This is a genomic window from Pseudaminobacter soli (ex Li et al. 2025), from assembly GCF_029892515.1.
GTDB classification, from domain to species: Bacteria; Pseudomonadota; Alphaproteobacteria; order Rhizobiales; family Rhizobiaceae; genus Pseudaminobacter; species Pseudaminobacter soli_A.
On record NZ_JARXVF010000002.1, the window covers coordinates 437,768 to 460,563 of the forward strand.

17 protein-coding genes are annotated in these 22,796 nt (G+C 63.4%); 10 read left to right on the forward strand and 7 right to left on the reverse strand.

The annotated features are described in order from the left end of the window. Positions 1-10 precede the first annotated feature (10 nt). Complete coding sequence (locus M2281_RS12890; protein WP_280821548.1) at positions 11-1,339, reverse strand: MdtA/MuxA family multidrug efflux RND transporter periplasmic adaptor subunit; 1,329 nt, start codon at positions 1,337-1,339, stop codon at positions 11-13. A 233-nt stretch (positions 1,340-1,572) separates the two neighbouring features. Between M2281_RS12890 and metH the strand changes: the two genes are divergently transcribed. After that, entirely contained in the window at positions 1,573-5,355 is a 3,783-nt protein-coding gene (metH, locus tag M2281_RS12895; RefSeq protein ID WP_280821549.1) for a methionine synthase, read from the forward strand. Between the two features lie 32 nt (positions 5,356-5,387). Here metH and pehA read toward each other — a convergent pair whose 3' ends face one another. After that, the gene (gene pehA / locus M2281_RS12900; RefSeq protein ID WP_280821550.1) at positions 5,388-6,932 is read right to left on the reverse strand and encodes a phosphoric/sulfuric ester hydrolase PehA; all 1,545 of its coding nucleotides are present in this window, start codon (positions 6,930-6,932) and stop codon (positions 5,388-5,390) included. A 199-nt stretch (positions 6,933-7,131) separates the two neighbouring features. On the opposite strand from pehA, the gene M2281_RS12905 reads away from it, so the two are divergent. Further along, positions 7,132-8,085, forward strand: a complete 954-nt coding sequence (locus M2281_RS12905) for an agmatinase (protein WP_425537718.1) — start codon at positions 7,132-7,134, stop codon at positions 8,083-8,085. A gap of 79 nt (positions 8,086-8,164) precedes the next feature. Here the strand turns inward: M2281_RS12905 and M2281_RS12910 are convergent, their stop codons facing one another. From M2281_RS12910 to M2281_RS12920, 3 genes are all read right to left on the reverse strand, one after another. Continuing rightward, positions 8,165-8,638, reverse strand: coding sequence for an NUDIX hydrolase (locus tag M2281_RS12910; RefSeq protein WP_280821551.1), 474 nt, complete (start codon positions 8,636-8,638; stop codon positions 8,165-8,167). Positions 8,639-9,179: 541 nt separating this feature from the next. Next, a complete protein-coding gene (locus M2281_RS12915) occupies positions 9,180-10,802 on the reverse strand; it encodes an ABC transporter substrate-binding protein (RefSeq protein WP_280821552.1) in 1,623 nt (540 codons plus the stop codon). Between the two features lie 74 nt (positions 10,803-10,876). Continuing rightward, a complete protein-coding gene (locus tag M2281_RS12920) occupies positions 10,877-11,701 on the reverse strand; it encodes a creatininase family protein (protein WP_280821553.1) in 825 nt (274 codons plus the stop codon). Between the two features lie 192 nt (positions 11,702-11,893). On the opposite strand from M2281_RS12920, the gene M2281_RS12925 reads away from it, so the two are divergent. From M2281_RS12925 to M2281_RS12935, 3 genes are all read left to right on the forward strand, one after another. Beyond that, positions 11,894-12,508, forward strand: coding sequence for a helix-turn-helix domain-containing protein (locus M2281_RS12925; protein WP_280821554.1), 615 nt, complete (start codon positions 11,894-11,896; stop codon positions 12,506-12,508). A gap of 108 nt (positions 12,509-12,616) precedes the next feature. After that, complete coding sequence (locus tag M2281_RS12930) at positions 12,617-13,786, forward strand: NAD(P)/FAD-dependent oxidoreductase (RefSeq protein ID WP_280821555.1); 1,170 nt, start codon at positions 12,617-12,619, stop codon at positions 13,784-13,786. Between the two features lie 125 nt (positions 13,787-13,911). Further along, complete coding sequence (locus tag M2281_RS12935; RefSeq protein ID WP_280821556.1) at positions 13,912-15,411, forward strand: malonate--CoA ligase; 1,500 nt, start codon at positions 13,912-13,914, stop codon at positions 15,409-15,411. Positions 15,412-15,468: 57 nt separating this feature from the next. Here the strand turns inward: M2281_RS12935 and M2281_RS12940 are convergent, their stop codons facing one another. Then, positions 15,469-16,803, reverse strand: coding sequence for a PLP-dependent aminotransferase family protein (locus tag M2281_RS12940; RefSeq protein ID WP_280821557.1), 1,335 nt, complete (start codon positions 16,801-16,803; stop codon positions 15,469-15,471). Between the two features lie 102 nt (positions 16,804-16,905). Between M2281_RS12940 and M2281_RS12945 the strand changes: the two genes are divergently transcribed. From M2281_RS12945 to M2281_RS12965, 5 genes are read left to right on the forward strand one after another with little or no spacing between them, the layout of a single operon-like run. Beyond that, positions 16,906-17,865: a nitrate ABC transporter substrate-binding protein gene (locus tag M2281_RS12945; RefSeq protein ID WP_280821558.1), complete on the forward strand. Its 960-nt coding sequence runs from the start codon at positions 16,906-16,908 to the stop codon at positions 17,863-17,865. A gap of 35 nt (positions 17,866-17,900) precedes the next feature. Beyond that, positions 17,901-18,788, forward strand: a complete 888-nt coding sequence (locus M2281_RS12950; protein WP_425537719.1) for an ABC transporter substrate-binding protein — start codon at positions 17,901-17,903, stop codon at positions 18,786-18,788. Beyond that, complete coding sequence (locus M2281_RS12955; RefSeq protein ID WP_280821560.1) at positions 18,785-19,726, forward strand: amino acid ABC transporter permease; 942 nt, start codon at positions 18,785-18,787, stop codon at positions 19,724-19,726. Before M2281_RS12950 ends, M2281_RS12955 begins: the two co-directional genes overlap by 4 nt. A gap of 2 nt (positions 19,727-19,728) precedes the next feature. After that, complete coding sequence (locus M2281_RS12960; protein ID WP_280821863.1) at positions 19,729-20,505, forward strand: amino acid ABC transporter ATP-binding protein; 777 nt, start codon at positions 19,729-19,731, stop codon at positions 20,503-20,505. A 52-nt stretch (positions 20,506-20,557) separates the two neighbouring features. After that, positions 20,558-21,742 (forward strand): M20 aminoacylase family protein, encoded by a 1,185-nt coding sequence (locus M2281_RS12965; protein ID WP_280821561.1) that lies wholly within the window; start codon positions 20,558-20,560, stop codon positions 21,740-21,742. A gap of 53 nt (positions 21,743-21,795) precedes the next feature. Here M2281_RS12965 and M2281_RS12970 read toward each other — a convergent pair whose 3' ends face one another. Next, positions 21,796-22,404 (reverse strand): DUF6969 family protein, encoded by a 609-nt coding sequence (locus M2281_RS12970; protein ID WP_280821562.1) that lies wholly within the window; start codon positions 22,402-22,404, stop codon positions 21,796-21,798. Positions 22,405-22,796: the final 392 nt, after the last annotated feature.

Sequence of the window (22,796 nt, forward strand, 5' to 3'; positions counted from 1 at the left end):
GGCCGAGCTCCTAACGCCGGTGCTTGCCAGTCGCCTGGCCCTTTTCATGGGTCGGCGTGGTGCTGCTTGAAGGCGCCGGATCCACCAGCTGTGTCTGGGGTGGCGTCGGCTGGGCCTGCGGCTGCGTCGGCTGTGCCGATGTCTGGGCTTCCTGCCGGACGGCGACCTTGGCGCCCTCGCGCAGCTTGTCGGCACCGTCGACGACCACCCGGTCGCCCGGGTTCAGCCCGGCAAGGATCTCGACCCGCTCGCCCTCGAATACGCCAAGCGTGACCTTGCGAACCGAAACGGTGTCATTGGCATTTACGAGGTAAACGAAGGTGCCGGGCACGCCGCGCTGAATGGCGGCGGTGGGCGCTATCACCGCGTCCTTGTGCTCGTTGACGATGAGTTCGATGTTGACGAACTGGTTTGGATAGAGCGTGCGCTTGTCGTTGGCGAAGGAAGCCTTGAGCTTGATGGTGCCGGTGGTCGGGTCGATCTGGCTGTCAAAGGTTTGCAATTGCCCGTCGGCAAGCTTGTTGTTGCCGCTGCGGTCGAAGGCCATCACGGGCAATGTGGCACCTTCATGCAGGCGCTGGGCGATGGCCTGCAACTGGTCCTCGGGAACGGTGAAGACCACGCTGATGGGCTCGATCTGGGTGATCACAACGATGCCGCCGGCATCGCCCGGCGTCACGTAATTCCCCACGTCCACCTGGCGCAGGCCGATCCGGCCGTCGATGGGGGCCTTGATGGTGGTGAAATCGAGATTGACCGATGTTGCCTGGACGCCCGCCTTGTCTGCTTCGATCGTGCCCTTGTACTGAGCCACCAGTGCCGTTTGTGTGTCCAGCGTCTGGCGCGGCACCGCGTTCTGCGTTGCGAGTTTCTGATACCGGGCAAGATCGACCTCGGCTCCCTGCAGCAGGGCCTGGTCGCGGGCGAGCTGTCCCTGCGCCTGGGCCAGTGCGGCCTGGAATGGACGCTGATCGATCTGCGCGAGAACGTCGCCCTTTTTGACGTCCTGGCCTTCTGCGAAATTCACCTGGACGAGTTGCCCGCCGATCTGGGTCTTGACCGTGACGGTGGCCAGCGACGTGACAGTGCCCAGAGCATTGAGCGTCACATTGATGTTACCGGTGCCGACCGTGGCCGCGCCGATTGAAACGGGCTGCGACGCATGCCTTTGCGTTGCCGGCGGCTCACTGAACTGAGGCCGCTGCCACCAATAGGCGCCCGCAGCCGCAAGAAGCGCCAAAAAGATCAGCCAGGGAAGCCATCCGCCCGAGCGGCGGGGGGCAACCCGCGGTCGCTCGGCGAGGTCTTCCCTCGTCGTCCTATCTCGAAGCTGATCCATGGCAACGCTTCATCCAATCCCGTCAACCCAGCCGATAGTCGGAGGAGATGATTAAGGACTTTTATATGGCACGTAATCGCGCAGCCAATGTTCTCACTTCTTCTTGATCTCGCTCCGAAAATTCCGTGTGTCGCCGCATGGTCGCAGGCATTGTGATTTGCGACATGTTGACATAAAGATATCTTTATGTGATCTGGCGAACAGTGTCGCCTTGGAAATTGGATTTGTCGTAAATGAGTTCCTCGTTTGATGCCCTGTTTGGGCCGGTCGTCGAGACATCCCGAGGAGCCGAGGTGCGCGCCGCGCTGGCTGAAGCGGCACGCGAGCGCATCCTGATCCTGGACGGCGCCATGGGCACGCAGATCCAGGGGCTCAGCTTTGATGAAGAGCATTTCCGCGGCGATCGTTTCGGTGGTTGTGCCTGCCACCAGCAGGGCAACAATGACCTGCTGATCCTCACCCAGCCGGCGGCGATCGAGGAAATCCACTATCGCTACGCCATCGCCGGCGCCGACATCATCGAGACAAACACCTTCTCCTCGACCAGCATCGCGCAGGCCGACTACGGCATGGAGGAGACGGTCTATGAGCTGAACCGCGACGGTGCGCGTCTGGCGCGACGGGCGGTGATCAGAGCGCAGCAGGAGGACGGCAAGCGCCGCTTCGTCGCCGGTGCGCTGGGGCCGACCAACCGCACTGCCTCGATCTCGCCGGACGTCAACAATCCTGGCTATCGGGCTGTTACCTTCGACGATCTGCGCATCGCCTATGCCGAACAGTTGCGCGGCCTGATCGACGGCGGCGCCGACCTTATCCTGATCGAGACCATCTTCGACACGCTGAACGCCAAGGCGGCGGTGTTCGCCTGCAACGAGATCTTCGCCGAGAAGGGCGTCGATCTGCCGGTGATGATTTCCGGCACGATCACCGATCGGTCTGGCCGCACGCTGTCAGGTCAGACGCCAACCGCCTTCTGGCATTCGCTGCGCCATGCCAACCCCTTCACCTTCGGTCTGAACTGTGCGCTGGGCGCCAACGCCATGCGCGAGCACCTGGCCGAAATTTCCGATGTCGCCGACACGCTGGTCTGTGCGTACCCCAATGCCGGCCTGCCGAACGAATTCGGGCGCTATGACGAGACGCCGGAATTCATGGCCGAGCAGATCGAAGAGTTTGCTCGCGAAGGCCTGGTCAACATCGTCGGCGGCTGCTGCGGCTCGACGCCGGAGCATATCCGCGCCATCGCCGAGGTGGTGAAGAAATACCCGCCGAGGCAGGTTCCCGAGCACAAGCCGCTGATGAAGCTTTCCGGCCTGGAGCCCTTCACGCTCGCGCCGGAAATCCCCTTCGTCAATGTGGGCGAGCGCACCAACGTCACCGGCTCGGCCAAGTTCCGCAAGCTGATCACCGCCGGAGACTACGCCGCCGCCCTGGACGTCGCGCGCGACCAGGTGGCGAACGGCGCGCAGGTCATCGACGTCAACATGGACGAGGGCCTGATCGATTCCAAGAAGGCGATGGTGGAGTATCTCAATCTGATCGCCGCCGAGCCTGACATAGCCCGCGTGCCGGTCATGATCGATAGCTCCAAATGGGAGGTGATCGAGGCGGGCCTGAAATGCGTTCAGGGCAAGCCCATTGTCAATTCGATCTCCATGAAGGAAGGCGAGGAGGCGTTCCTGCATCACGCAAGGCTCTGCCATGCCTATGGCGCGGCGGTCGTCGTCATGGCCTTCGACGAGGTGGGGCAGGCCGACACCAAGAAGCGCAAGGTTGAGATCTGCACCCGCGCCTACAAACTGTTGACCCAAGAGGCCGGCTTCGCGCCGGAAGACATCATCTTCGATCCCAACATCTTCGCGGTCGCAACCGGCATCGAGGAGCACGACAATTACGGCGTAGATTTCGTTGAGGCGACCCGCGAGATCACGGCCACGCTCCCGCATGTTCATGTCTCGGGCGGCGTGTCGAACCTGTCCTTCTCCTTCCGCGGCAACGAGCCTGTGCGCGAGGCGATGCATGCCGTGTTCCTTTACCATACCATCCAGGCGGGCATGGATATGGGCATCGTCAATGCCGGGCAGTTGGCAGTCTACGAATCGATCGACCTTGATTTGCGGGAGGCCTGCGAGGATGTGGTTCTGAACCGCGTTCCCAAGACCGGCGGCACCGCGACCGAGCGCATGCTGGAGATCGCCGAGCGTTTCCGGGGCACGGCGGGCAAGGAAGCCAGGGAAAAGGACCTTGCCTGGCGTGAATGGCCGGTCGAGAAGCGGCTGGAGCACGCGCTGGTCGACGGCATCACCGAGTTCATCGAGGTGGATACCGAGGAAGCTCGGCAGAAGGCCGATCGCCCGCTGCATGTGATCGAAGGCCCGCTGATGGCAGGCATGAATGTCGTCGGGGACCTGTTTGGGTCCGGAAAAATGTTCCTGCCGCAGGTGGTCAAATCGGCCCGCGTCATGAAGCAGGCCGTTGCTGTGCTCTTGCCTTACATGGAGGCCGAGAAGGCCGCCAATGGCGGCACTGGCGCACGAGAGGCCGCCGGAAAAATCCTGATGGCGACAGTGAAGGGCGATGTCCACGACATCGGCAAGAACATCGTCGGCGTCGTGCTGGCCTGCAACAATTACGAGATCATCGACCTCGGCGTAATGGTACCCGCGTCGAGGATCCTTGAAACCGCGCGTGAGCACAAGGTCGACATTATCGGTCTATCCGGGCTGATAACGCCTTCGCTCGACGAGATGGTGCATGTCGCCACCGAACTGGAGCGCGAGGGTTTTGACGTCCCGCTGCTCATCGGCGGAGCCACCACCAGCCGGGTCCATACGGCGGTGAAGATCCACCCGAAATATGAGCGCGGCCAGACTGTCTACGTGACCGACGCCAGCCGGGCGGTGGGCGTCGTCTCCAGCCTGCTGTCGCCGGATGCGAAGCATGGCTATGTCGAAGCCACGCGGGAGGAATACAGGAAGGTTGCCGAAGCCCATGCCCGCAGCGAAGCGGAGAAGCAGCGGCTGCCGCTGGCCAAGGCCCGCGCCAACGCCCACAAGGTCGATTGGGCGGGCTATGAGCCGACGAACCCTTCGTTCCTGGGTACACGCGTGTTCGTAAGCTGGGATCTCGCCGAACTTGCCCGCTACATCGACTGGACGCCCTTCTTCCAGACCTGGGAACTCAAGGGGCGATACCCGAAGATCCTCCAGGACGAGAAGCAGGGTCCGGCTGCGCGACAGCTCTTTGATGACGCACAAGCGATGCTTAAGAAGATCATCGAGGAAAAGTGGTTTGCGCCCAAGGCTGTCATTGGTTTCTGGCCGGCCAATGCGGTCGGCGACGACATAAAACTGTTTACGGACACGAACCGCGACAAAGAGCTCGCCACCTTCTTCACCCTGCGCCAGCAGCTGACAAAACGTGACGGCAGGGCGAATGTGGCGCTGTCCGACTTCGTCGCGCCACTGGAAAGCGGCAAGCAGGACTATGTCGGCGGCTTCGTGGTGACGGCGGGCATCGAGGAAGTGGCAATTGCCGAACGCTTCGAGCGCGCCAATGACGACTATTCATCCATCCTGGTCAAGGCGCTGGCCGACCGCTTCGCCGAGGCCTTTGCCGAGCGCATGCACGAGCGTGTGCGCAAGGAGTTCTGGGGCTATTCGCCCGACGAGAATTTCTCCGGCGAGGAACTTGTCGGCGAAGCCTATCACGGCATCCGCCCCGCTCCTGGCTATCCCGCCCAGCCCGACCACACCGAAAAGGTGACGCTGTTCCGCTTGCTCGAGGCGGAGAAGAATGCCGGGGTCAGCCTGACCGAGAGTTTTGCCATGTGGCCGGGATCATCCGTGTCGGGCCTCTATCTGGCCCACCCCGAAAGCTACTATTTCGGCGTCGCCAAGGTCGAGCGCGACCAGGTCGAGGATTATGCCATCCGCAAAGGCATGACGGTGCTGGAAGTCGAACGCTGGCTTGGGCCGATCCTCAACTATGTGCCTGCGCGGGCGACCGGAGCTTAAAGAACGGCCCAGGCCGCCCGCAGGGGCAGGGTTCAGCGATCCTTGACGATCAGCCCGTGCGGTCCTGAACGGTAGTGCGTCAGCGTCCGGTCGGCATGGCGCAGGCGCCAGGACAGGGCCTTCTGTGCATAGTCACGCACCAGCGATGCATAGGTCGGCTCGTCGACCAGGTTGACGAATTCGTGCGGGTCATTCTTCAGGTCGAAGAAGAGCGGAGGCAGGGCCGCGAAGTGCACATATTTGTAGTTCTCGTCCTGGATGACGCAGAGGCTGCAATCGTCCATGTCGAGGCCCAAGACGTCCTGCGGCTGCGAATAGAAGACGTCGCGGAAGTCGAATTCGTAGTGCAGCTCGGTACGCCAGTCTTTCGGCCGGTCGCCCTGCACCAGCGGAACGAGCGAGCGCCCGTCGCAGGCGCGCGGCACTTCGCCGCCCAGCCATTCCAGGATGCTCGGCATCACGTCGATGCTCTCGGTGAGGGCTTCCTCGATGGTGCCGGCACGTTCGGTGGCCGACGGGTCTTTGATGACCAGAGGAATGCGGAAGCTCTCGTCATTGTAGCCGATCTTGCCCAGCAGGTGATGGTCTCCCAACTGCTCGCCATGGTCACTTGTGAAGATGATCAGCGTGTCGTCCCACTGGCCGGTTTCGTCGAGATAGTCGAACACGCGACCGAGGCAGTCGTCGATCTCGGTCATCAGCCCGCAATAGGTGGCGCGCATCTGGCGCAGTTCCGCCTCGTCCATGGTCGCGCCGGAGCCTTCCGCGCCGTGGAAGAACGAGCCGCGCTCGATGCTGTCGATGTAGAAGCGCATCAGCGGGTGCTGCGCGCCTTCCGTTTCCGGATCGGCGGCACGCACTGGCGCGGGCATGTCTTCTGGTCGGTACATGGCGTGGTAGGGAGCCGACGCCACGAAGGGAGGATGCGGCCGGTAATAGCCGAGATGCAGGAAGAAGGGTCTTCCGGCGCGGCCCTTGAGATAGGTCAGCGCCCGTTCGGTGAAATAGGTGGAATCAGAGAACTCGGCGGGAATGCGCGAAGGCTTGTCGGTGGCGCCCGGAACAGAATCCTCGCCCTCGGGCAGCCAGATGTCCTCGCGGTTTTCCGGCAGCTCGAAGTCGTTCTGGGCAACCCAGCCGAAATAGCCGTCCATATTGGGCTCGAAGGCACCGACCGAGCGAAAGCCTTCCATGATGTCGCCCAGCACCAGGAAGCGCGGGTCATTGGTCGAGGCGGTGCGCGGATCGGGCGTGGTCGAGGTGTAGCCCACCAGCGCGGGATCGTAGCCGATCATCCGCAGCGCCTTGCCGAGATTCATGTGGCGCTGGTCGAGCGGCACCGTGTTCTGCACCGCGCGATGGTTCATCAGGTAGAGCCCGGTGAGCAGGCTTGCGCGCGCCGGGCCGCAGGGCACGCATGTCGTCACATGGTTGCGGAAGGTTACGCCCTCGCGGCAGAGCCGGTCGAGATTGGGCGTCTTCAGGAACGGCTCGCGCCCTTCGGCGCGCATGAGGTGGGGCACGAAATCCGCCCGCCACTGGTCGACGACGATGAGAAGTACGTTCTTGCGTGTCATGTCTGCCTCGGTATGTGCGAGGCGGTCTAGGCACACGCTATGTCACCGCGGTGAAGCTTGCGTGAAAGTTTGATGAAGGCTGGCGTCATGCACGGCGCGTGTGGCGGACCAGACTTGGCAGAGCGTTGGGCCTGGCATGAAGGGCGGTTGCCCGGCGCCCCGCGACCGCACTACAACCATGTCATCCAAGGGAGAGAAAATGTCCAAACTTACCGTCCCGCCGCGCAAGGTCGACCAGACCTTCATGGGTTTCCCGCTGGTCGAGGATCTCGACACGCTGAAGGCTGATGTCGTCATCATCGGCATGCCCTATGGCAGCCCCTATTCGATCGACGAGATGACGAACGACCAGACGAATGGCCCCACCGCCATGCGTCGCGCCTCAAACAGCATCAGCCTCGGGCTCGACAGCTACGACTTCGAGATTGGCGGCACGTTGTTCGATGGGCAGGACATCAAGGTGGTCGACGTCGGCGACGTGCCCGGGGACGCGACGGACATTGGCGCCCACTACAGGCGCTCGGAGGCGGCGATCCGCAAGATCCTCGCAGCCGGCGCCATGCCGATCATCCTTGGCGGCGACCATGGCATCCCGATCCCGGTCTTCCGCGCTCTGGACGGCGAGGGACCGATCACGGTGATCCAGATCGACGCGCATCTTGACTGGCGCGACGAGAGGAACGGCGTGAAGGACGGCTATTCGAGCAACATGCGGCGCGCATCCGAAATGGCGCATGTCGACCGCATCTTCCAGCTCGGCATCCGCGGCCAGGGCAGCGCGCGCATCGAAGAGGTCGAAGCCGCGCGCGCCTTTGGCGTCGACATCATCACGGCGGGTCAGTGGGAAGCGGAAGGTACGGCTGCGATCCTGAAGCGCATTCCCGACGGCGGGCGCTACTATCTCACGCTCGATGCCGACGGGCTCGATCCGTCGGTCATGCCGGCGGTGGCTGCGCCGTCTCCGGGCGGGATCAGCTATCGCCAGACCATCGACCTCATCAAGGGGCTTATCAAAAAGGGCCGGCTGGTCGGCATGGATTTGGTCGAGATCACGCCCTCGCGCGACATCAACGACGTCAGCTCGATCACGGCGGGCAACATCGTCCTCAACACCATCGGCGCGGCAGTGCGGGCTGGCTATTTCAAGCGCTAAAGCTTGGCTGGCAGAATAGGGATGGGGCCATCTCTTTGGCCCCATCACCGAGGGGCCGTTGACGAGGGCGGCCTGAAAATCAGGCCGCCTTCCTGTCCGCTCCAAAGGGCGTCTCATTCCCGCCGATCGAAGCCAGCAATTGCTTGAGGCCCGCGTTCGATACGACCTGTATGGCGTCGTCCAAACGAAACCAGCGCCGCTTGCACCGTGTGCTCGCCGGCCAGTTGGTCAGCGTTCCACGCACCTTCAGCCGATAGATCTCAACCACGCACGGCGACGGAGCCGCCGCTTGGCTTGAATAGGAGCCGATGGGTCCGGCATCGAGATGGCCGACGACCCCGGCCTTTTCGAACGCTTCACTCATCGCAGTCTGGCGTGGTGTCCTGTCGTTGCCCGGCAGGCCGCTCGGCAACGACCAGTGCTCGCCGCCGCGAGGCGCGACTAGCAGCACCTTGATCTCGCCCCGCTTCGTGCGCCGCCAAGGCAGAACACCGTATAGCTTCTGCTCCAGATTAGCCGGCGTTGCAGTCGCTGCCGCAGTGGCCGAACTCATGGCAGATCTCATAGGTGACCTCCGGCCCGATCGCCGGCCATTTCGGGACGCGGTTGAGCGTGCGGTCGCCGGCTGTCTGCACACCACGGACAGCGCATGGCGGCTCGTGGCAGGCGGTTGCGGCAGGATTTGCAGATCGAATAAGGCGGTTGGAAAATCATTCATGGCTCCGGAGAAATGCGTGGGTCACGCAACAACTGCACCGCAATTCGACTTCGAAATGCGATCCCGGAGCGGAAAGTCCTGTGCGGTATTCAGTTCAACATCGAGCCGCCCCGGGAGAAATTGCGCGCTTCCCCGGTAAGCCTCGAGATTTTGATGAAAGTTTCCATGCACATGCCTCCAATCTAGTTGGAGGAATATACAATACAAGGGCGCAGCCCAACTTACCGACAGTACGCGCCCTTTGGTCGCGGCGGCAGGTCGGCAAATTTGAATTGGAGCGGATTTTGAGTGTCCCGCCGAGGGCGACAGAAATTCTCGCTCGCAGCGCAGCAAGGTGCTCCGTGGGCCGGAGCCCACGGAGTTTTAAGTCAAAGGCCTATTCGGCGATGTCGACGTTTTCGAAGCGGTGCGAGCCGAGCGGGTCCATTACATAACCCGTCACCTTGTTCGACATGGGCAGTACGACCGTCGAATGGTCGAGCGTCGCCCACGGCGCCTGTTCCTTGATCAGAACCTGCATCTGCTCGTAGATCTTGGCGCGTTCGGCCTGATCGGAGGTCACACGGGCCTTCTGGATCAGTTCCTCGACCGGCTGGTAGCACCAGTTGGCGAAGTTGGCGCCACCGACGCCTGCGCAGCTGAAGAAGTAGCTGATCAGGTTGTCCGGGTCGCCATTGTCGCTGGTGCCGCCGAGGATGAGAGCGCCGTCGCGATCCTTGTCGCGCGCCCGCTTCACATACTCGCCCCACTCGTAAGAGACGATCTCGACATCGACGCCGACCTTGGCGAAGTCGGCCTGGATGAGTTCGGCCGTGCGGTGTGCGTTGGGCATATATGGCCGGCTGACCGGCATTGCCCAGATCTTCATCTTGAGATCCTTCACGCCGGCTTCGTCGAGCATCTTCTTGGCAGCTTCGGGATCGTATTTGTCATCCTCGACCGCGTCGTTATAGCCCCACATTGCCGGCGGCAGCGGGTTCTTGGCCACCTGGCCGGTGCCCTGGAAGATGGCGTCGATGATCGCAGTCTTGTTCATCGCCATGTTCAGTGCCTTGCGCACTTCGGCCTTGTCGAAGGGCGGCATCAGCGTGTTGTAGGCGAGGTAGGCGACATTGAGGCCCGGCTGTTCCATCACCGTCAGGTTCGGGTCAGCCTTCAGTCCGGCGATATCGGCCGGCGCCGGATAGGCGGCAACCTGGCATTCGCCCGCTTGCAGGCGCTGGATGCGCGCGGTCGCGTCGACGGTGATGGCGAAGACCAGATCGTCGATCTTCGGCTTGCCGGCCCAGTAGTCTGGATTGGCCTGGAAGCGGATTACTGCGTCCGGCTGGTAGTCGACGAAGCGGAACGGGCCGGTGCCGACGGGCTGCTGGTTCAGCTTTTCCTTGGTGCCTTCGGCGGCGAGCTTGTCGGCATATTCCTTCGACATAATCGAGCCGAAGTCCATGGCAAGGCTGGCCAGGATCGAGGCGCTGGGCTGGTTCAGCACGATCTTCACCGTGTGGTCGTCGACCTTCACGATGTCCTTGATCAGCGCCGGCATCTCCATGCCGTCGAACATTTCCCAGCTGGTGCCTGCGCTGTAGTCATACCATGGGTCGTCCTTCAGTCGCTGGCGGTTCAGCGAGAAGATCACGTCGTCGGCGTCAAGCTCGCGGCTCGGCGTAAAATAGTCCGTGGTCTGGAATTTCACGCCCTGGCGCAGCTTGAAGGTGTATTCGAGGCCATCGTTCGATACCGTCCAGCTCTCGGCCAAGCCGGGCAGGACATTGGTGGTGCCGTTCTCGAACTCGACCAGGCGATTGTAGACGGGCTTGGACGAGGCATCCCAGGTGCTGTTGGCGGAATAGAGTGCTGGATCAAAACCCTCCGGCGAGCTCTCCGAGCAATAGACGAGGGTCTTGGCAAATGCCTGGCTGCCGAGCAGGCCCGACAGCAGGGCGATGGCGATACCAGACGCCAGCTTTGCGGCAAGCTTGCCGCGGACAAAATTCTTCATGTCTTCTCCCTCTCTCTCATACGCAGTTGACGGCGACCGCCACAGTGCGGTCGCTCCGGTTTTGCTTCTCTCGATCAGTCCACACGGCCTGCCGTGGTTTCCAGGCCGCGCCCGGCGCGCCAAACCGGATCCGGCTGGGTCCAGAGGATCTCGGAGGTGATGAACTTGGCAACCTCGCGCGCATGCAGCGCCAGGAACTTCTCGCCCTTCTCGGCCGTGCCCTTGCTGGGGAAGCCCCAGGTGCCGGTGGTCGGCGCGCGCTCGGAGAAGGAGTAGAAGCGGGAGGCGCCGTAGGGAGCCTCGTTCTGGCCGGCGGGTACGGCTTCGGCGTCCTTGAACTTGTCGGTCTTCACGCAGTCGCCGGCAATGGCGAGCATGACCGAGGCTTCGCCCTCGCAGGCGTGCTTGGGGCCGTCGTCGGATTCAAACAGCGCAGCGGTCTCTTCCGCGGCCAGGAACCATGGCGTCGTCGCCACGATCGGCATGTCGAACTCCACGGCCAGTTCGCGCGTCGCCACTGCGAGCGGGTCGACATTGCCGCCATGGCCATTGACGATCAGCAGGCGCTTGAAGCCGATGGCCTTGAGCGAGCGGGCGACGGAACGCAGCATGGCATGATAGGTCGCATAGTCGGCGGTGATGGTGCCGCCAAAGGGCAAATGATGCTCGCTCATGCCGAGCCACAGGCCGGGAAGCACCGCCAGCGGAACGCTTTCGTCCACCAGTCGCGCGGCGCGCACTGCTACCGCGGCGGCGCTTGCGGTGTCGGTGATGACCGGCAGATGCGGGCCGTGCTGCTCCAGCGAGCCGACCGGCAGGATGGCCAGCGCGTTGCCGCGCGCAGCAATCTCACGCAGTTCCGGCGCCGTCATGCGCGCCCATTCTACTTCGCGACCCATGAATCTTCCTTTCTTCGACAAAGACTGACCGAAAAACAGACCCTTTCGCGGGCGCATTCTCCGGTGTTCGGTAAGGCGGCGTGCCTCCCCGATTTTGATACCAACTTTCCAATCCGCTAATTGATTTTCCTTGTTGCCGGCAAAGTCAATGGTTATCGTCAGCTAGCGAATTGGACCAACGATTGGGGATAGATGGCCACGCATCCGAAACTGGGCCCAAATCTGAAGGCCCTGCGCCAGAAATACGGCTGGAAGCTGAGCGACGTCAGCCACAAGACCGGCGTTGCCGTCTCGACGCTTTCCAAAGTCGAGAACGACCAGATGTCGCTGTCCTATGACAAACTGCTGCAGATCAGCGAGGGGCTGGGGCTGAACATGGCCGAACTGTTCGCGCAGCCTGAGGCGGATGGCGACCGGCTCGCGCGCCGCTCGGTCAATCTGCAGGGCGACGGCCTGCGGCAAAAGACGCAGAACTATGACTATCTCTATCTCAGCACGGACATCACCAAGAAGCGCATGGTGCCGGTGCTGACGCGGGCAACGGCGCGGACGCTGGAGGAATTCGGGCCGCTGATAAAACACTCCGGCGAGGAGTTCATCTTCGTGCTGGAAGGGGCGATCGAGGTGCACACCGAGCACTACGCGCCGGTGCGGCTGGAAAAGGGCGAAAGCATCTATATCGACAGCACAATGGGTCACGCCTATCTCGCTGTCGGCGAGGGCGATGCGCTGGTGCTGGGCGTCTGCTCCAGCGCGCAGCCGAATTTCCAGTCGGCGCTGATCGAGATGTTCGACCCGGAAAAGTGACGGTGTCGGTGCTTGACGTTATTTTCAAATTTTGAAAGTGTTTTCGTATAGGAAAATTGCATGCTCCGGGCCTTGGCCGGGCATAGGCGAGTTGCCGAGGGACTTTTCATGACATTGGAACATGCAGGCCAGCGCGAGGAGCCTATGAAGGCGGATGTGGTGATCGTCGGCGCAGGCATTGCCGGCGCGTCGATCGGCTATTGGCTGGCGCCGCATCTAAAGGTGGTGCTGCTGGAGCGCGAGAGCCAGCCCGGCTATCACTCTACCGGCCGCTCGGCCGCGCTATTCAGTGAAAGCTATGGCACCGCGCAGGTGCGCGCACTGACCATGGCCAGTCGCGCCTTCCTGCAATCGCCGCCGGCAGGTTTTACCGACCATCCCATCCTGTCGCCGCGCGGCACGCTCGTTGTTGCTTCGGCCGAGCAGGCGCATCTGCTGGAGGAGCATGAGGACGCAGTCCGGGCCATGGGCCTGCCCGGTGAGCGGCTGGATTACGCAGCCGCCAAGGCGTGGGTGCCGGTGTTGAAGCCGGAGGCTGCCATCGGTGCGGTCTACAATCCTGACTCCGAGGACATGGATGTTCATGCCCTGCATCAGGGCTACCTGCGCGGCTTGCGGCACGCCGGTGGCACCGTGGTGAGCAATGCCGAAGTCACCGCCGCCGAGCGGGTAGGCTGCGACTGGCGTGTCACCGCGTCGGGCAGAGACTATATTGCGCCCATCGTGGTCAACGCCGCGGGCGCCTGGGGTGACGAGGTTGGGCGCCTGTTCGGTGCGCGGCCGTTGGGGCTCGAGCCGCGCCGGCGCACGGCCTTCGTTTTTGCACCGCCGGCCGGGATGGATGCCACCCGCTGGCCGCTGTTCATGAGCGCCGACGAAAGTTGTTATGTGAAGCCCGACGCCGGCGTGCTGCTTGGCTCGCCCGCCAATGCCGATCCGACTATGCCGCAAGATGTGCAGCCGGAGGAGCTCGACATCGCGCTCGGCATCCATCGCATCGAGGAAATGACGACGCTGACCGTCGGCCGCCCCATCCGCGTCTGGGCGGGCTTGCGCTCTTTCGTGGCCGATGGCGACCTGGTCGGCGGTTTCGACCTGAGCGTGTCCGGCCTCTTCTGGGTCGTCGCGCAGGGCGGCTACGGCATCCAGACCTCGGCCGCCATGGGCGAGGCCTGCGCGGCACTGGTGCGCGGAAAACCTTTGCCGCAGCGGATCGCGGATTTCGGCCTCAGCGAAGCGCAGCTCAGCCCCGAGCGGCTGAATGGTGCTGGCAGCTGATCGGCTCCTACAGGCTGGCCGACAACGGGGGGATTGACTGTCCTTCCGCTTTGATGCGACCCGAGAGGTGACAGTTGTTTCGCCGTCTCGCCCTAGGCGGACGGCGGCCGTTCCGGAGTCAAAGCATGGCCAACCCGATCTACGACGCGCTTGTCGGCATTCATCGCGGCAACGCGAAGCCGTTTCTGCATCTTCAGGACGGCCGGGTGCTGAGCCATGCGGATTTCGCCGACCTCGTGGGGCGCATCGCCACGGTGCTGCGCGAGCAGGGGGTGGAGGAAGGGGACCGTGTTGCCGTCCATGCCGCCAAGACGCCGGAAACGCTGGCGCTGTTTTTCGGCTGCGCGCAGGTCGGCGCGGTGTTCCTGCCGCTAAACACCGCCTACACGCTGGAGGAACTCCGGTTCTTCCTCGGTGATGCCCAGCCAAGACTGTGCATTTGCGCGCCCGAGGAGGAGGCTGATATCGCCGGATTGCTGGAAGGCAGCGGCCGCACGCTTTCTATCGCCGCCGACAGCACCGGCAGCTTCGTCGATGCGATCGCCAAGGCCGAGCCGCTGAAGGACGTTGCCGAAAGGGGCGACGACGATCTGGCCGCGCTGCTCTACACGTCAGGCACCACCGGACGCTCCAAGGGCGCGATGCTGACCCAGTACAACCTCCTGTCCAATGCCCGCGCGCTGGTGGTCGAATGGCGCTTCACGGCCGATGACGTGCTGATCCACGCCCTGCCGATCTTCCACACGCATGGCCTGTTCGTCGCCACCAATGTGATGCTGGCAGCCGGCGGCAGCATCATTTTCCACCAGGCGTTCAAGGCCGACGCCATTCTCGACGACCTGCCGCGCGCGACCGCGCTGATGGGCGTGCCCACCTTCTACACGCGGCTTCTGGCCAGCGAGCGCCTGAACCGTGAGCTCGTCGGCCATATGCGCCTGTTCGTTTCGGGCAGCGCGCCGCTGCTGGCCGAAACCCATGTCGAGTTCGAGGCCCGCACCGGCCATCGCATCCTCGAACGCTACGGCATGACCGAAACCAACATGAACACGTCGAACCCCTGTGAGGGCGAGCGGCGTGCGGGCACGGTCGGCTTCCCGCTTCAGGGTACGGAGGTTCGCATTGCAGACGCCGACGGCAATTCGCTGGCGCAAGGCGAGATCGGCGGCATCGAGGTGCGCGGGTCCAACGTCTTCGTTGGCTATTGGGGCCTGCCGGAAAAGACGAAGTCAGAGTTCCGAACCGACGGTTTCTTCATCACCGGCGACGTCGGCATGATCGACAAGGATGGCTATCTGCACATCGTCGGCCGCGCCAAGGACCTCATCATCTCGGGCGGCTTCAACATCTATCCCAAGGAAATCGAGCTGGTGATCGATCAGGTCGAGGGCGTGGTGGAAAGTGCAGTGATTGGCGTTCCGCATCCGGATTTCGGGGAATCGCCTGTGGCCGTCATCGTGGGCGACGAGGCCGCGCGGTCCGCGGTGGAGGCAGCGCTTGCTACCTCACTCGCTCGTTTCAAGCAGCCCCGGCAACTGGTCTTCGTTGCGGAACTGCCCCGCAACACCATGGGCAAGGTGCAGAAAGCCGAACTGCGCAAGCAGTTCGGCGAACTGCTGTCGAACTGACGAACGAAAAGCCTCCAAGTTCGACCTCAATCAAAGAGAGCTGGGGTAGCGCGCCTGTTACCCCAGCGGTCGACTGGCCAGCGCGACTGCCGAGGCGACCTCTGTGATTTGCGACTCGTCTAGTATGCTGGTCGCGATCCGCACGGCCGACATTGGCCGAGGGGAAAATTTCGAGCCGGGGGCAACGGCAATCCGGCGGGCCGCCAGCGTTACCATTGCAAACGGCTCGGACGGGACCGGCAGCAGGCAACACAGGCCACTGCCGTTCGGTGGCGTGACGCCTTCGGCCGCCAACGCCTCTCCGAATTTTCGCGCGCGCTCGTGGTAAATGTGGCGGGTGCGGTCGAGTTGGACTTGCGTCTCCTCGTCGTTCAGCAGCCAGGCCACGGCCGATTGCAGAATGCGGCTTGTCCAGCCGGCGCTGAAGCTGCGGTAGGATTGGATCTGCTCGACGAGCGAGGCGGAACCGGAAAGAACCGCAAGGCGCATGTCCGGCCCCAGCGTCTTTGAATAGGACAAAATGTGTATGACGCGGTCGGGGAAGCGATTGCCGAGCGTCAGTCGCGGCGTGAGCGCGATATCCGCCACGCCGTCGTCCTCGATGATCAGCGTGTCGCTGCCTTCCAACACGTCGCCCAGAGCGGCCATGCGCGCCGCGCTCACGCAATGGCTCGTCACAGAATGGATGCGCGGCTGGAAGAGGAAGGCGGCCGGCTTCTGCGCCAGCGCCTCGGCTAGGGAGGCCGGCAGCGGCCCTTCGCGGTCGCAGGCGACGGGAATGATCGGCACGCTGAGGTCTTCCAGAATGTCCAGAAGGCGCATTGCCGTGGGGTCCTCGATCGCCACCGGCGCGTCCTGCGGCACCAGCGCGTGCAGAAGCGTGTAGACGGCGTTGTAGCCGCCATTCGTGGCGAGTAAGGCTTCGGGTTCGTAAGGCCAGTCGCGGCGAGCGGCGTTCTCAAGCTCGGGCAGGATGCGCGTGCGGTCGTAGCTGTTCAGGTTCTCCGCCTTCGCGCCGTGGCGCAGCGCGTCTTCCAACGGCGGCAACAGCGCCACGTCGGGAACGGCCTTCGATAGATCCAGTACGTCAGGGCCGTAATTGCCAAAGCTCGCCAGGCGCTCCGGCTTGGCCACGAAGCGGTCGCCGCTGACCCAGGTTCCGTTGCGGCCGCGGCCCGAGATGATTTTTTGCCTGCGCAGGTCGCTCCATGCTTCCGAGATCGTTGCCGGGCTGACGCCCAGCGCATATGCGAGGTCGCGTACCGGTGGCAGCTTGGCGCCCACGGGCAGGGTTCCGCGCCGGATCAGCATCGCCGTGTCACGCGCTATGCCGCGCGTGGTTCGATCTTCCAGTCTCTCGGCGAACCAGGAAGGTGGGAAGTCGAGCGCCATGCGTGGTTCCTCAATTTAATGTTCAATAACGTAATAGCATTTGATCGGGCCAAACTGAACATTTAGTTTGCCTCCCGGAATGGCAATTTCAAGGAAATGAGAATGACAATCGCGCTGCGGCTGGCCGTGAGGGATTGGGACTATCTGACGCCGCTGGCCCTGGGCGATGTGCGCTCGTCACGTCTGGAACTGATCGTCGATCGCGTCGGCACGCTTTCGGACCTGCGCGACGATGAGGCACATGACGCGGCCGAGATGTCGTTCAGCCGCTACACCTCCATGTGCGCCGATGGCGAGGGCGGTGTCGTCGGCATTCCCAACTTCATCATGCGCGGTTTTCGCCATCGCTGCGTCATCACGCGCTCCGACAGCCCTATCACTCGCTTCGACCAGCTTGCCGGCAAGAGGATCGGCGTGACCGGCTGGCGCGATTCCGGCAACACCTGGACGCGCGCGGCGCTGCGCCGCGAGGGCGTCGGCGTGGAAGATGCCTACTGGTATGCCGGCCGCCTCACCGCCGCGCATCCAATCGTCGACCGCCTTGACGGCTTCGGCCGCCCCGGCCGCATCGACGCGGTGCCGGGCGAGCGGCCGATGATGGAACTGCTGGGCGAGGGCTGGCTTGATGCGGTCTTCACGCCTTTCATGCCCGATGGCTTCTTCGGCAGGATTTCCGGCTTTCGCCAGGTGCTGGCGGATTTCCGCGGCGCAGAGCGGGACTATTTCAACGGCGTCGGTTACGTGCCGGGCATGCATCTCGTCGGCATCAAGTCGGAGATCGTCGAAGAGCATCCGTGGATTACGCAGGAGCTCAGCGACCTGATCGACGAGAGCCAGCGCATGTGGACGGCCAAGCGTCGCAAATATGCCGACACTAGCCCATGGGTGATCGACGAGCTCCTCCAGGTGGCGCGCGACCTGCCGGAAAGCTGGAACGACAGCGGCCTCGCGGCCAACACGGCGATGATCAACGCCTTTGCCGAGGAACTTCACGTCCAGGGCATACTTTCGCGCAGACTGACGGTGGAAGAGCTGTTCCCCTTCTTCGCGGCCCAAGTCTGAGCGGCATTCATATTTGGTTCTTTAGGGAGATGAAAATGTACAAGAAATCCATTCTCGCCGCTGCCTTCGTCGTTCTGGCGGCCCAGACGGCATTTGCCGAGGAAGCGAAAATTCCGGAGCAGAGCGTCAACGAGGCGCTGCGTGCCCGCCTGCCGGAGGAAATCGTCAAGGCCGGCCGCATGGTTGCGGTCAACAGCGGCTCCTTCCCGCCCTATGAGATCGTGACGGGCACGGAAGTGACCGGCGCCAGCGCGGAGATGACCGACGCTCTCGGCCAGCTTCTCGGCATCAAGATCGAGCACGCAACGGTGGCCGGCTTGCCGGCCGTGCTGAGCGGTATCAATTCCGGACGCTATCAGCTTGCCTCCGGCCCGATTGGCGATTTCGCCTCGCGAGAGGAAGCCAACGACTTCGTTGACTGGGTGAAGGAATATGTCGTCTTCGCCGTCCAGAAGGGCAATCCCGAAGGTATCGTTTCGCTGGACACGGCCTGCGGCAAGCGCATTGCGGTGATGGCCGGCGGCTCTGCCGAAAAGGTGATCAAGGCGCAGGCCGAGAAGTGCGTGGCCGACGGCAAGACCGCGATCGAGGTGCAGTCCTTCACCGACCAGCCGACCTCCATCCTGGCCGTGCGCTCCAAGCGCTCGGATGCCTTCTTCTCGTCACAGGCTCCGCTCACCTATTTCGTGCAGCAGGCCAACGGGCAGCTCGAACTGACCGGCACGGGCCAGAAGAACGGCTTCGACGACCTTTTCCAGGGCGCGGTGGTGCAGAAGGGTTCGCCTCTCGGCGAGGTGCTCCGCGACGGCATCAAGGAACTGATGGACAACGGCACCTATGCCGCAGTCATGAAGAAGTGGGGCCTTGAGAACAACATGATCGATGCCCCGGGCATCAATCTCGCCGGGAAGGCCGCGAAATGAACACGCTGTCGGCTCCCGCAATGGAAAAGGGAGCCCGCATGGACGCAGACCTTTACGACGTAGCCCGGGCGCATAGACCGTTCCGCCCGGGCCGGTTGCTCCTGTGGGTGGTGGTTCTCGCCGTCGCGGCGAACTTTGCCTACATTGTCGCCAACAATCCGAATTTCGGCTGGCCGGTCGTGGCCACCTATTTCTTCGACCCCACGGTCATCCGCGGGCTCTATGTCACACTGGGGCTGACGGTTGTTGCCATGGCCATCGGCGTTGCGCTGGGCCTTCTACTGGCCATCGCGCGCATGTCGCGCGACAGGCTTGCCAGCTCCATATCGGGGCTGTTCATCTGGTTCTTTCGCGGCACGCCGCTGCTTGTCCAGCTTATCTTCTGGTACAATCTGTCGACGCTGTTTCCGGAAATCTCGATCGGCATTCCGTTCGGCCCGACCTTCGCAAGCTGGAATACCAACGATCTGATATCGCCGGTGACGGCGGCAATCGTCGGCCTTGCGCTTAACGAGGCGGCCTACATGGCCGAGATCATCCGCGGCGGCCTGCTGTCGGTCGACAAAGGCCAATCCGAAACAGCCGAGGCTTTTGGCATGACCCGGGCACGGGCGCTGCGCCGTATCATCATCCCGCAGGCCATGCGCTCCATCGTGCCGCCCACCGGCAACCAGCTCATCAGCATGATCAAGGCAACCTCGCTGGTCAGCGTGATTGCGATGGCGGATCTGCTCTATTCGGTCCAGTCGATCTACAACCGCACCTTCGAGGTGATGCCCATGCTGCTGGTGGCAGTGCTGTGGTATCTGCTCATCACTTCCATCCTGAATGTCGGCCAGGGTGCCATCGAGCGCCACTACAATCGCGGCGAGCGCGACGCGGCCGTGCGCAAGGACGACGCGGCGGAAAAGGCAGTGCAGCAGGAGGACGCCCGGTGACCATGTCTAGCATCGATCAGGCGCCGCTCGTGCGCGCCCGGAACGTCCACAAATCCTTCCATCACGTCGAGGTGCTGAAAGGCATCGATCTCGACGTGAAGGCGGGCGAGGTGGTCGTCGTCCTCGGGCCTTCCGGCTCGGGGAAATCCACCTTCCTGCGCTGCATCAACCGGCTCGAGACGATCGACAAGGGATCGATCTTCGTTGATGGCGGGCAGATCGGCTACCAACTCAAGAATGACAAGCTGCAGCCGCTGTCCAATCGCGCCATTGCCGCCCAGCGCAGCAGGATCGGCATGGTGTTCCAGCAGTTCAACCTCTATCCACACATGACTGTGCTGCAGAACGTCATCGAAGCGCCGATCGGCGTGCATGGCCGTAACCGCGACGAGGCGATCGCCGAGGCGCGCGAGCTGCTGGCCAAGGTCGGTATGTCGCACAAGGTCAGTGCCTATCCGCGCCAGCTCTCGGGCGGGCAGCAGCAGCGCGTGGCAATTGCGCGCGCTCTCGCGATCCGGCCCACGCTCATGCTGTTCGACGAGCCGACGTCGGCGCTCGATCCCGAGCTGGTCGGCGAGGTGCTGACCACCATGCGCAGCCTGGCCGACCAGGGCCTCACCATGATCGTCGTCACCCATGAGATCGGCTTCGCGCGCGAGGCTGCCGACCGCGTGGTGTTCATGGATGGCGGGCGTGTGGTCGAGGAGGGACCGCCGGAGGCCGTTCTGGAAAATCCGCAGCACCCGCGCACCCGCAGCTTCCTCAGCCGCTTCATCTGACGCAGAGAATATGAGAAGGAGGGCTCGTCCTTCCGTGACGAGTCGCTAAACAATGCCACAATCGAACTTTGCCTCCCTTGCCGATTTCGAAGCCTCGAAAGCGTCGCTGAAGGAAATTCGCCACCACCTCCACGCCAATCCCGAACTCTCCTTCGAGGAAGAGAAGACGGCGGCCTTGGTTGCCGAGAGACTTGAGGCCTGGGGCTACGAGGTGACGCGCGGCGTTGGCGGGCATGGCGTCGTCGGCCGGCTGAGTGTCGGGCAGGGCAATCGCAGCATCGCCATCCGCGCGGACATGGACGCGCTGCCGATCCACGAGACGACCGGCCTGCCCTATGCAAGCAAGGCGCAGGGCAAGATGCATGCCTGCGGCCATGACGGCCACACGACCATGCTTCTCGGCGCTGCCGAATATCTGGCGCGCACGAAGAATTTCGAGGGAACCGTCAACCTCATCTTCCAGCCGGCCGAAGAGGCGGGCGTGCCCAGCGGTGCGCAAGCAATGATCGACGACGGCCTGTTCGAGCGCTTCCCCTGCGACGCGATCTTCGGCCTTCACAACCATCCCGGCGCCCCGGCGGGCAGCTTCCTCATGCGGTCAGGGCCGTTGATGGCGTCGGCCGATACTGTGGTCGTCACAGTGCGCGGCAAGGGCGGTCATGCCTCACGCCCGCATCTGACCATCGACCCAGTGATGGTTTCGGCCAGCCTCATCATGTCGCTGCAGACGATCGTGTCGCGCAATGTCGACCCGACCGAGACAGCCGTGGTGACCGTGGGTTCGATCCATGGCGGCGAAGCGTCCAATGTGATCCCGGAGAGTGTCATGCTGACGCTCAGCGTACGCTGCTTCTCGCCGACCGTGCGCGACCTCCTGGAGCGCCGCATCCGCGACCTCACCACCACGCTCACGGCATCCTATGGCGCGACGGTAGAGATCGACTATCAGCGCGGCTATCCGGTGGTGGTGAATTCCGAGGAGGAAACCGCTTTCGCGACCGAGGTCGTAAACGAGCTGGTCGGCGTGGAGAATGTTTCGGTCTGCCCGCTCATCCCAGGCAGCGAGGATTTCGCCTGCTTCCTCGAGCACAAACCGGGCTGCTTCCTGCGGCTGGGCAATGGTGTCGACTCGGCGATCCTGCACAACCCGAAATACGACTTCAATGACGACAGCCTGACCGTCGGCGCCGCCATGTGGGCGAGGCTGGCCGAGCGCTTCCTGTCGCGGCCGCGGTAAGACCGACGGACAGGGCGACCAGCGTAACATGAGGGCAGCCGATACCGGCTGCCTCAAACGCCGAGTTCTTGGGCCGTTTGGCGAAGATCGACGGCAAGTTCCGATGTCACCTCCAGAGCGCGATCCTCGCGGGCGGGCTTTCCATCCGAAGGGTAGTGCGCGGCCAGCACGCGGTCGCGCTCGCGGATCAGGCCTACAATCTCGTCGGCATAGAGCGCGATCACTGCGGCCAGCCAGCGGTTCACCAGATAGGATGGCCGCGCGAAGTGCGGATCGAAGCGCGGCAGCAGGGCAATGGTGCCTGCGGCGTCGAGCCACTCGTCGCCCACGACCCACTGGTTGACGGTGAACAGCCGTATCAGCCGGCCATAAGCGTCGACCCCGATCGCGACCAGATGATGGATGGGGCCGTTCGGCCCGTCCGGCCGAACGAAGCAGTGGAAGTGGCCGTGCTCCGCCTGGCCGTCCTGCGGCGGATGGCTGTGATAGTACCACTGCGCGCCTGTCTCGGGATCGAACACGTCTCCTGGCGGAAAATGTTCCCAAGGTGCGACGGAGTTCGCCTCGCGCAGCGTCTCCAGAAGCACGTTGCTGGCGGACTTCGCCAGCACCTGCTCGCAAAAGAGCGCCTGTCGTGCCGCCTGCGCTTTTGCATCGTCCATCGTCGCGGATCTCCGATCCCAGCTTGCCTATTGCGGCTGCGCCGCGCAAGGGGAGGCCGGGGCCGCAGCACAGGGCGATGCGGCTGCGCACGGAGACACAGGCGCGGCTGCACACGGCGCCGGCGCGGCACTGCAAGGTGCGGCTGCCGCGCAAGGGCTCGATGGCGAGCTTGCGGCGCATGGCGCGGAAGCTGCGCATGGAGATGCGGCGGCACAAGGCGAAGCCGCTGCGCATGGGCTTGCCGCGCTGCAGGGCGAGGCCATGCCGCATGGATTGGCGGCTCCGCAAGGGTTCGCTGCCGCACTGCACGGGTTGCCGGCCGCGCTCGGAGCCGCAGGTGCGGCGACCGCCGGGGCGGCCTTGGGCGCGGCGAAGCGGTAATGATCCACCG

Excerpts from the sequence above, each read along its gene's own strand:
- M2281_RS12945 (WP_280821558.1), top strand. The coding sequence starts at position 16,906 with ATGACAATCGCGCTGCGGCTGGCCGTGAGGGATTGGGACTATCTGACG.
- metH (WP_280821549.1), top strand. The coding sequence starts at position 1,573 with ATGAGTTCCTCGTTTGATGCCCTGTTTGGGCCGGTCGTCGAGACATCC.
- M2281_RS12925 (WP_280821554.1), top strand. The coding sequence starts at position 11,894 with ATGGCCACGCATCCGAAACTGGGCCCAAATCTGAAGGCCCTGCGCCAG.
- M2281_RS12940 (WP_280821557.1), bottom strand. The coding sequence starts at position 16,803 with ATGGCGCTCGACTTCCCACCTTCCTGGTTCGCCGAGAGACTGGAAGAT.
- M2281_RS12910 (WP_280821551.1), bottom strand. The coding sequence starts at position 8,638 with ATGAGTTCGGCCACTGCGGCAGCGACTGCAACGCCGGCTAATCTGGAG.
- M2281_RS12960 (WP_280821863.1), top strand. The coding sequence starts at position 19,729 with ATGTCTAGCATCGATCAGGCGCCGCTCGTGCGCGCCCGGAACGTCCAC.
- M2281_RS12955 (WP_280821560.1), top strand. The coding sequence starts at position 18,785 with ATGAACACGCTGTCGGCTCCCGCAATGGAAAAGGGAGCCCGCATGGAC.
- M2281_RS12930 (WP_280821555.1), top strand. The coding sequence starts at position 12,617 with ATGACATTGGAACATGCAGGCCAGCGCGAGGAGCCTATGAAGGCGGAT.
- M2281_RS12970 (WP_280821562.1), bottom strand. The coding sequence starts at position 22,404 with ATGGACGATGCAAAAGCGCAGGCGGCACGACAGGCGCTCTTTTGCGAG.
- M2281_RS12950 (WP_425537719.1), top strand. The coding sequence starts at position 17,901 with ATGTACAAGAAATCCATTCTCGCCGCTGCCTTCGTCGTTCTGGCGGCC.
- pehA (WP_280821550.1), bottom strand. The coding sequence starts at position 6,932 with ATGACACGCAAGAACGTACTTCTCATCGTCGTCGACCAGTGGCGGGCG.
- M2281_RS12905 (WP_425537718.1), top strand. The coding sequence starts at position 7,132 with ATGTCCAAACTTACCGTCCCGCCGCGCAAGGTCGACCAGACCTTCATG.
- M2281_RS12890 (WP_280821548.1), bottom strand. The coding sequence starts at position 1,339 with ATGGATCAGCTTCGAGATAGGACGACGAGGGAAGACCTCGCCGAGCGA.
- M2281_RS12965 (WP_280821561.1), top strand. The coding sequence starts at position 20,558 with ATGCCACAATCGAACTTTGCCTCCCTTGCCGATTTCGAAGCCTCGAAA.
- M2281_RS12920 (WP_280821553.1), bottom strand. The coding sequence starts at position 11,701 with ATGGGTCGCGAAGTAGAATGGGCGCGCATGACGGCGCCGGAACTGCGT.
- M2281_RS12915 (WP_280821552.1), bottom strand. The coding sequence starts at position 10,802 with ATGAAGAATTTTGTCCGCGGCAAGCTTGCCGCAAAGCTGGCGTCTGGT.
- M2281_RS12935 (WP_280821556.1), top strand. The coding sequence starts at position 13,912 with ATGGCCAACCCGATCTACGACGCGCTTGTCGGCATTCATCGCGGCAAC.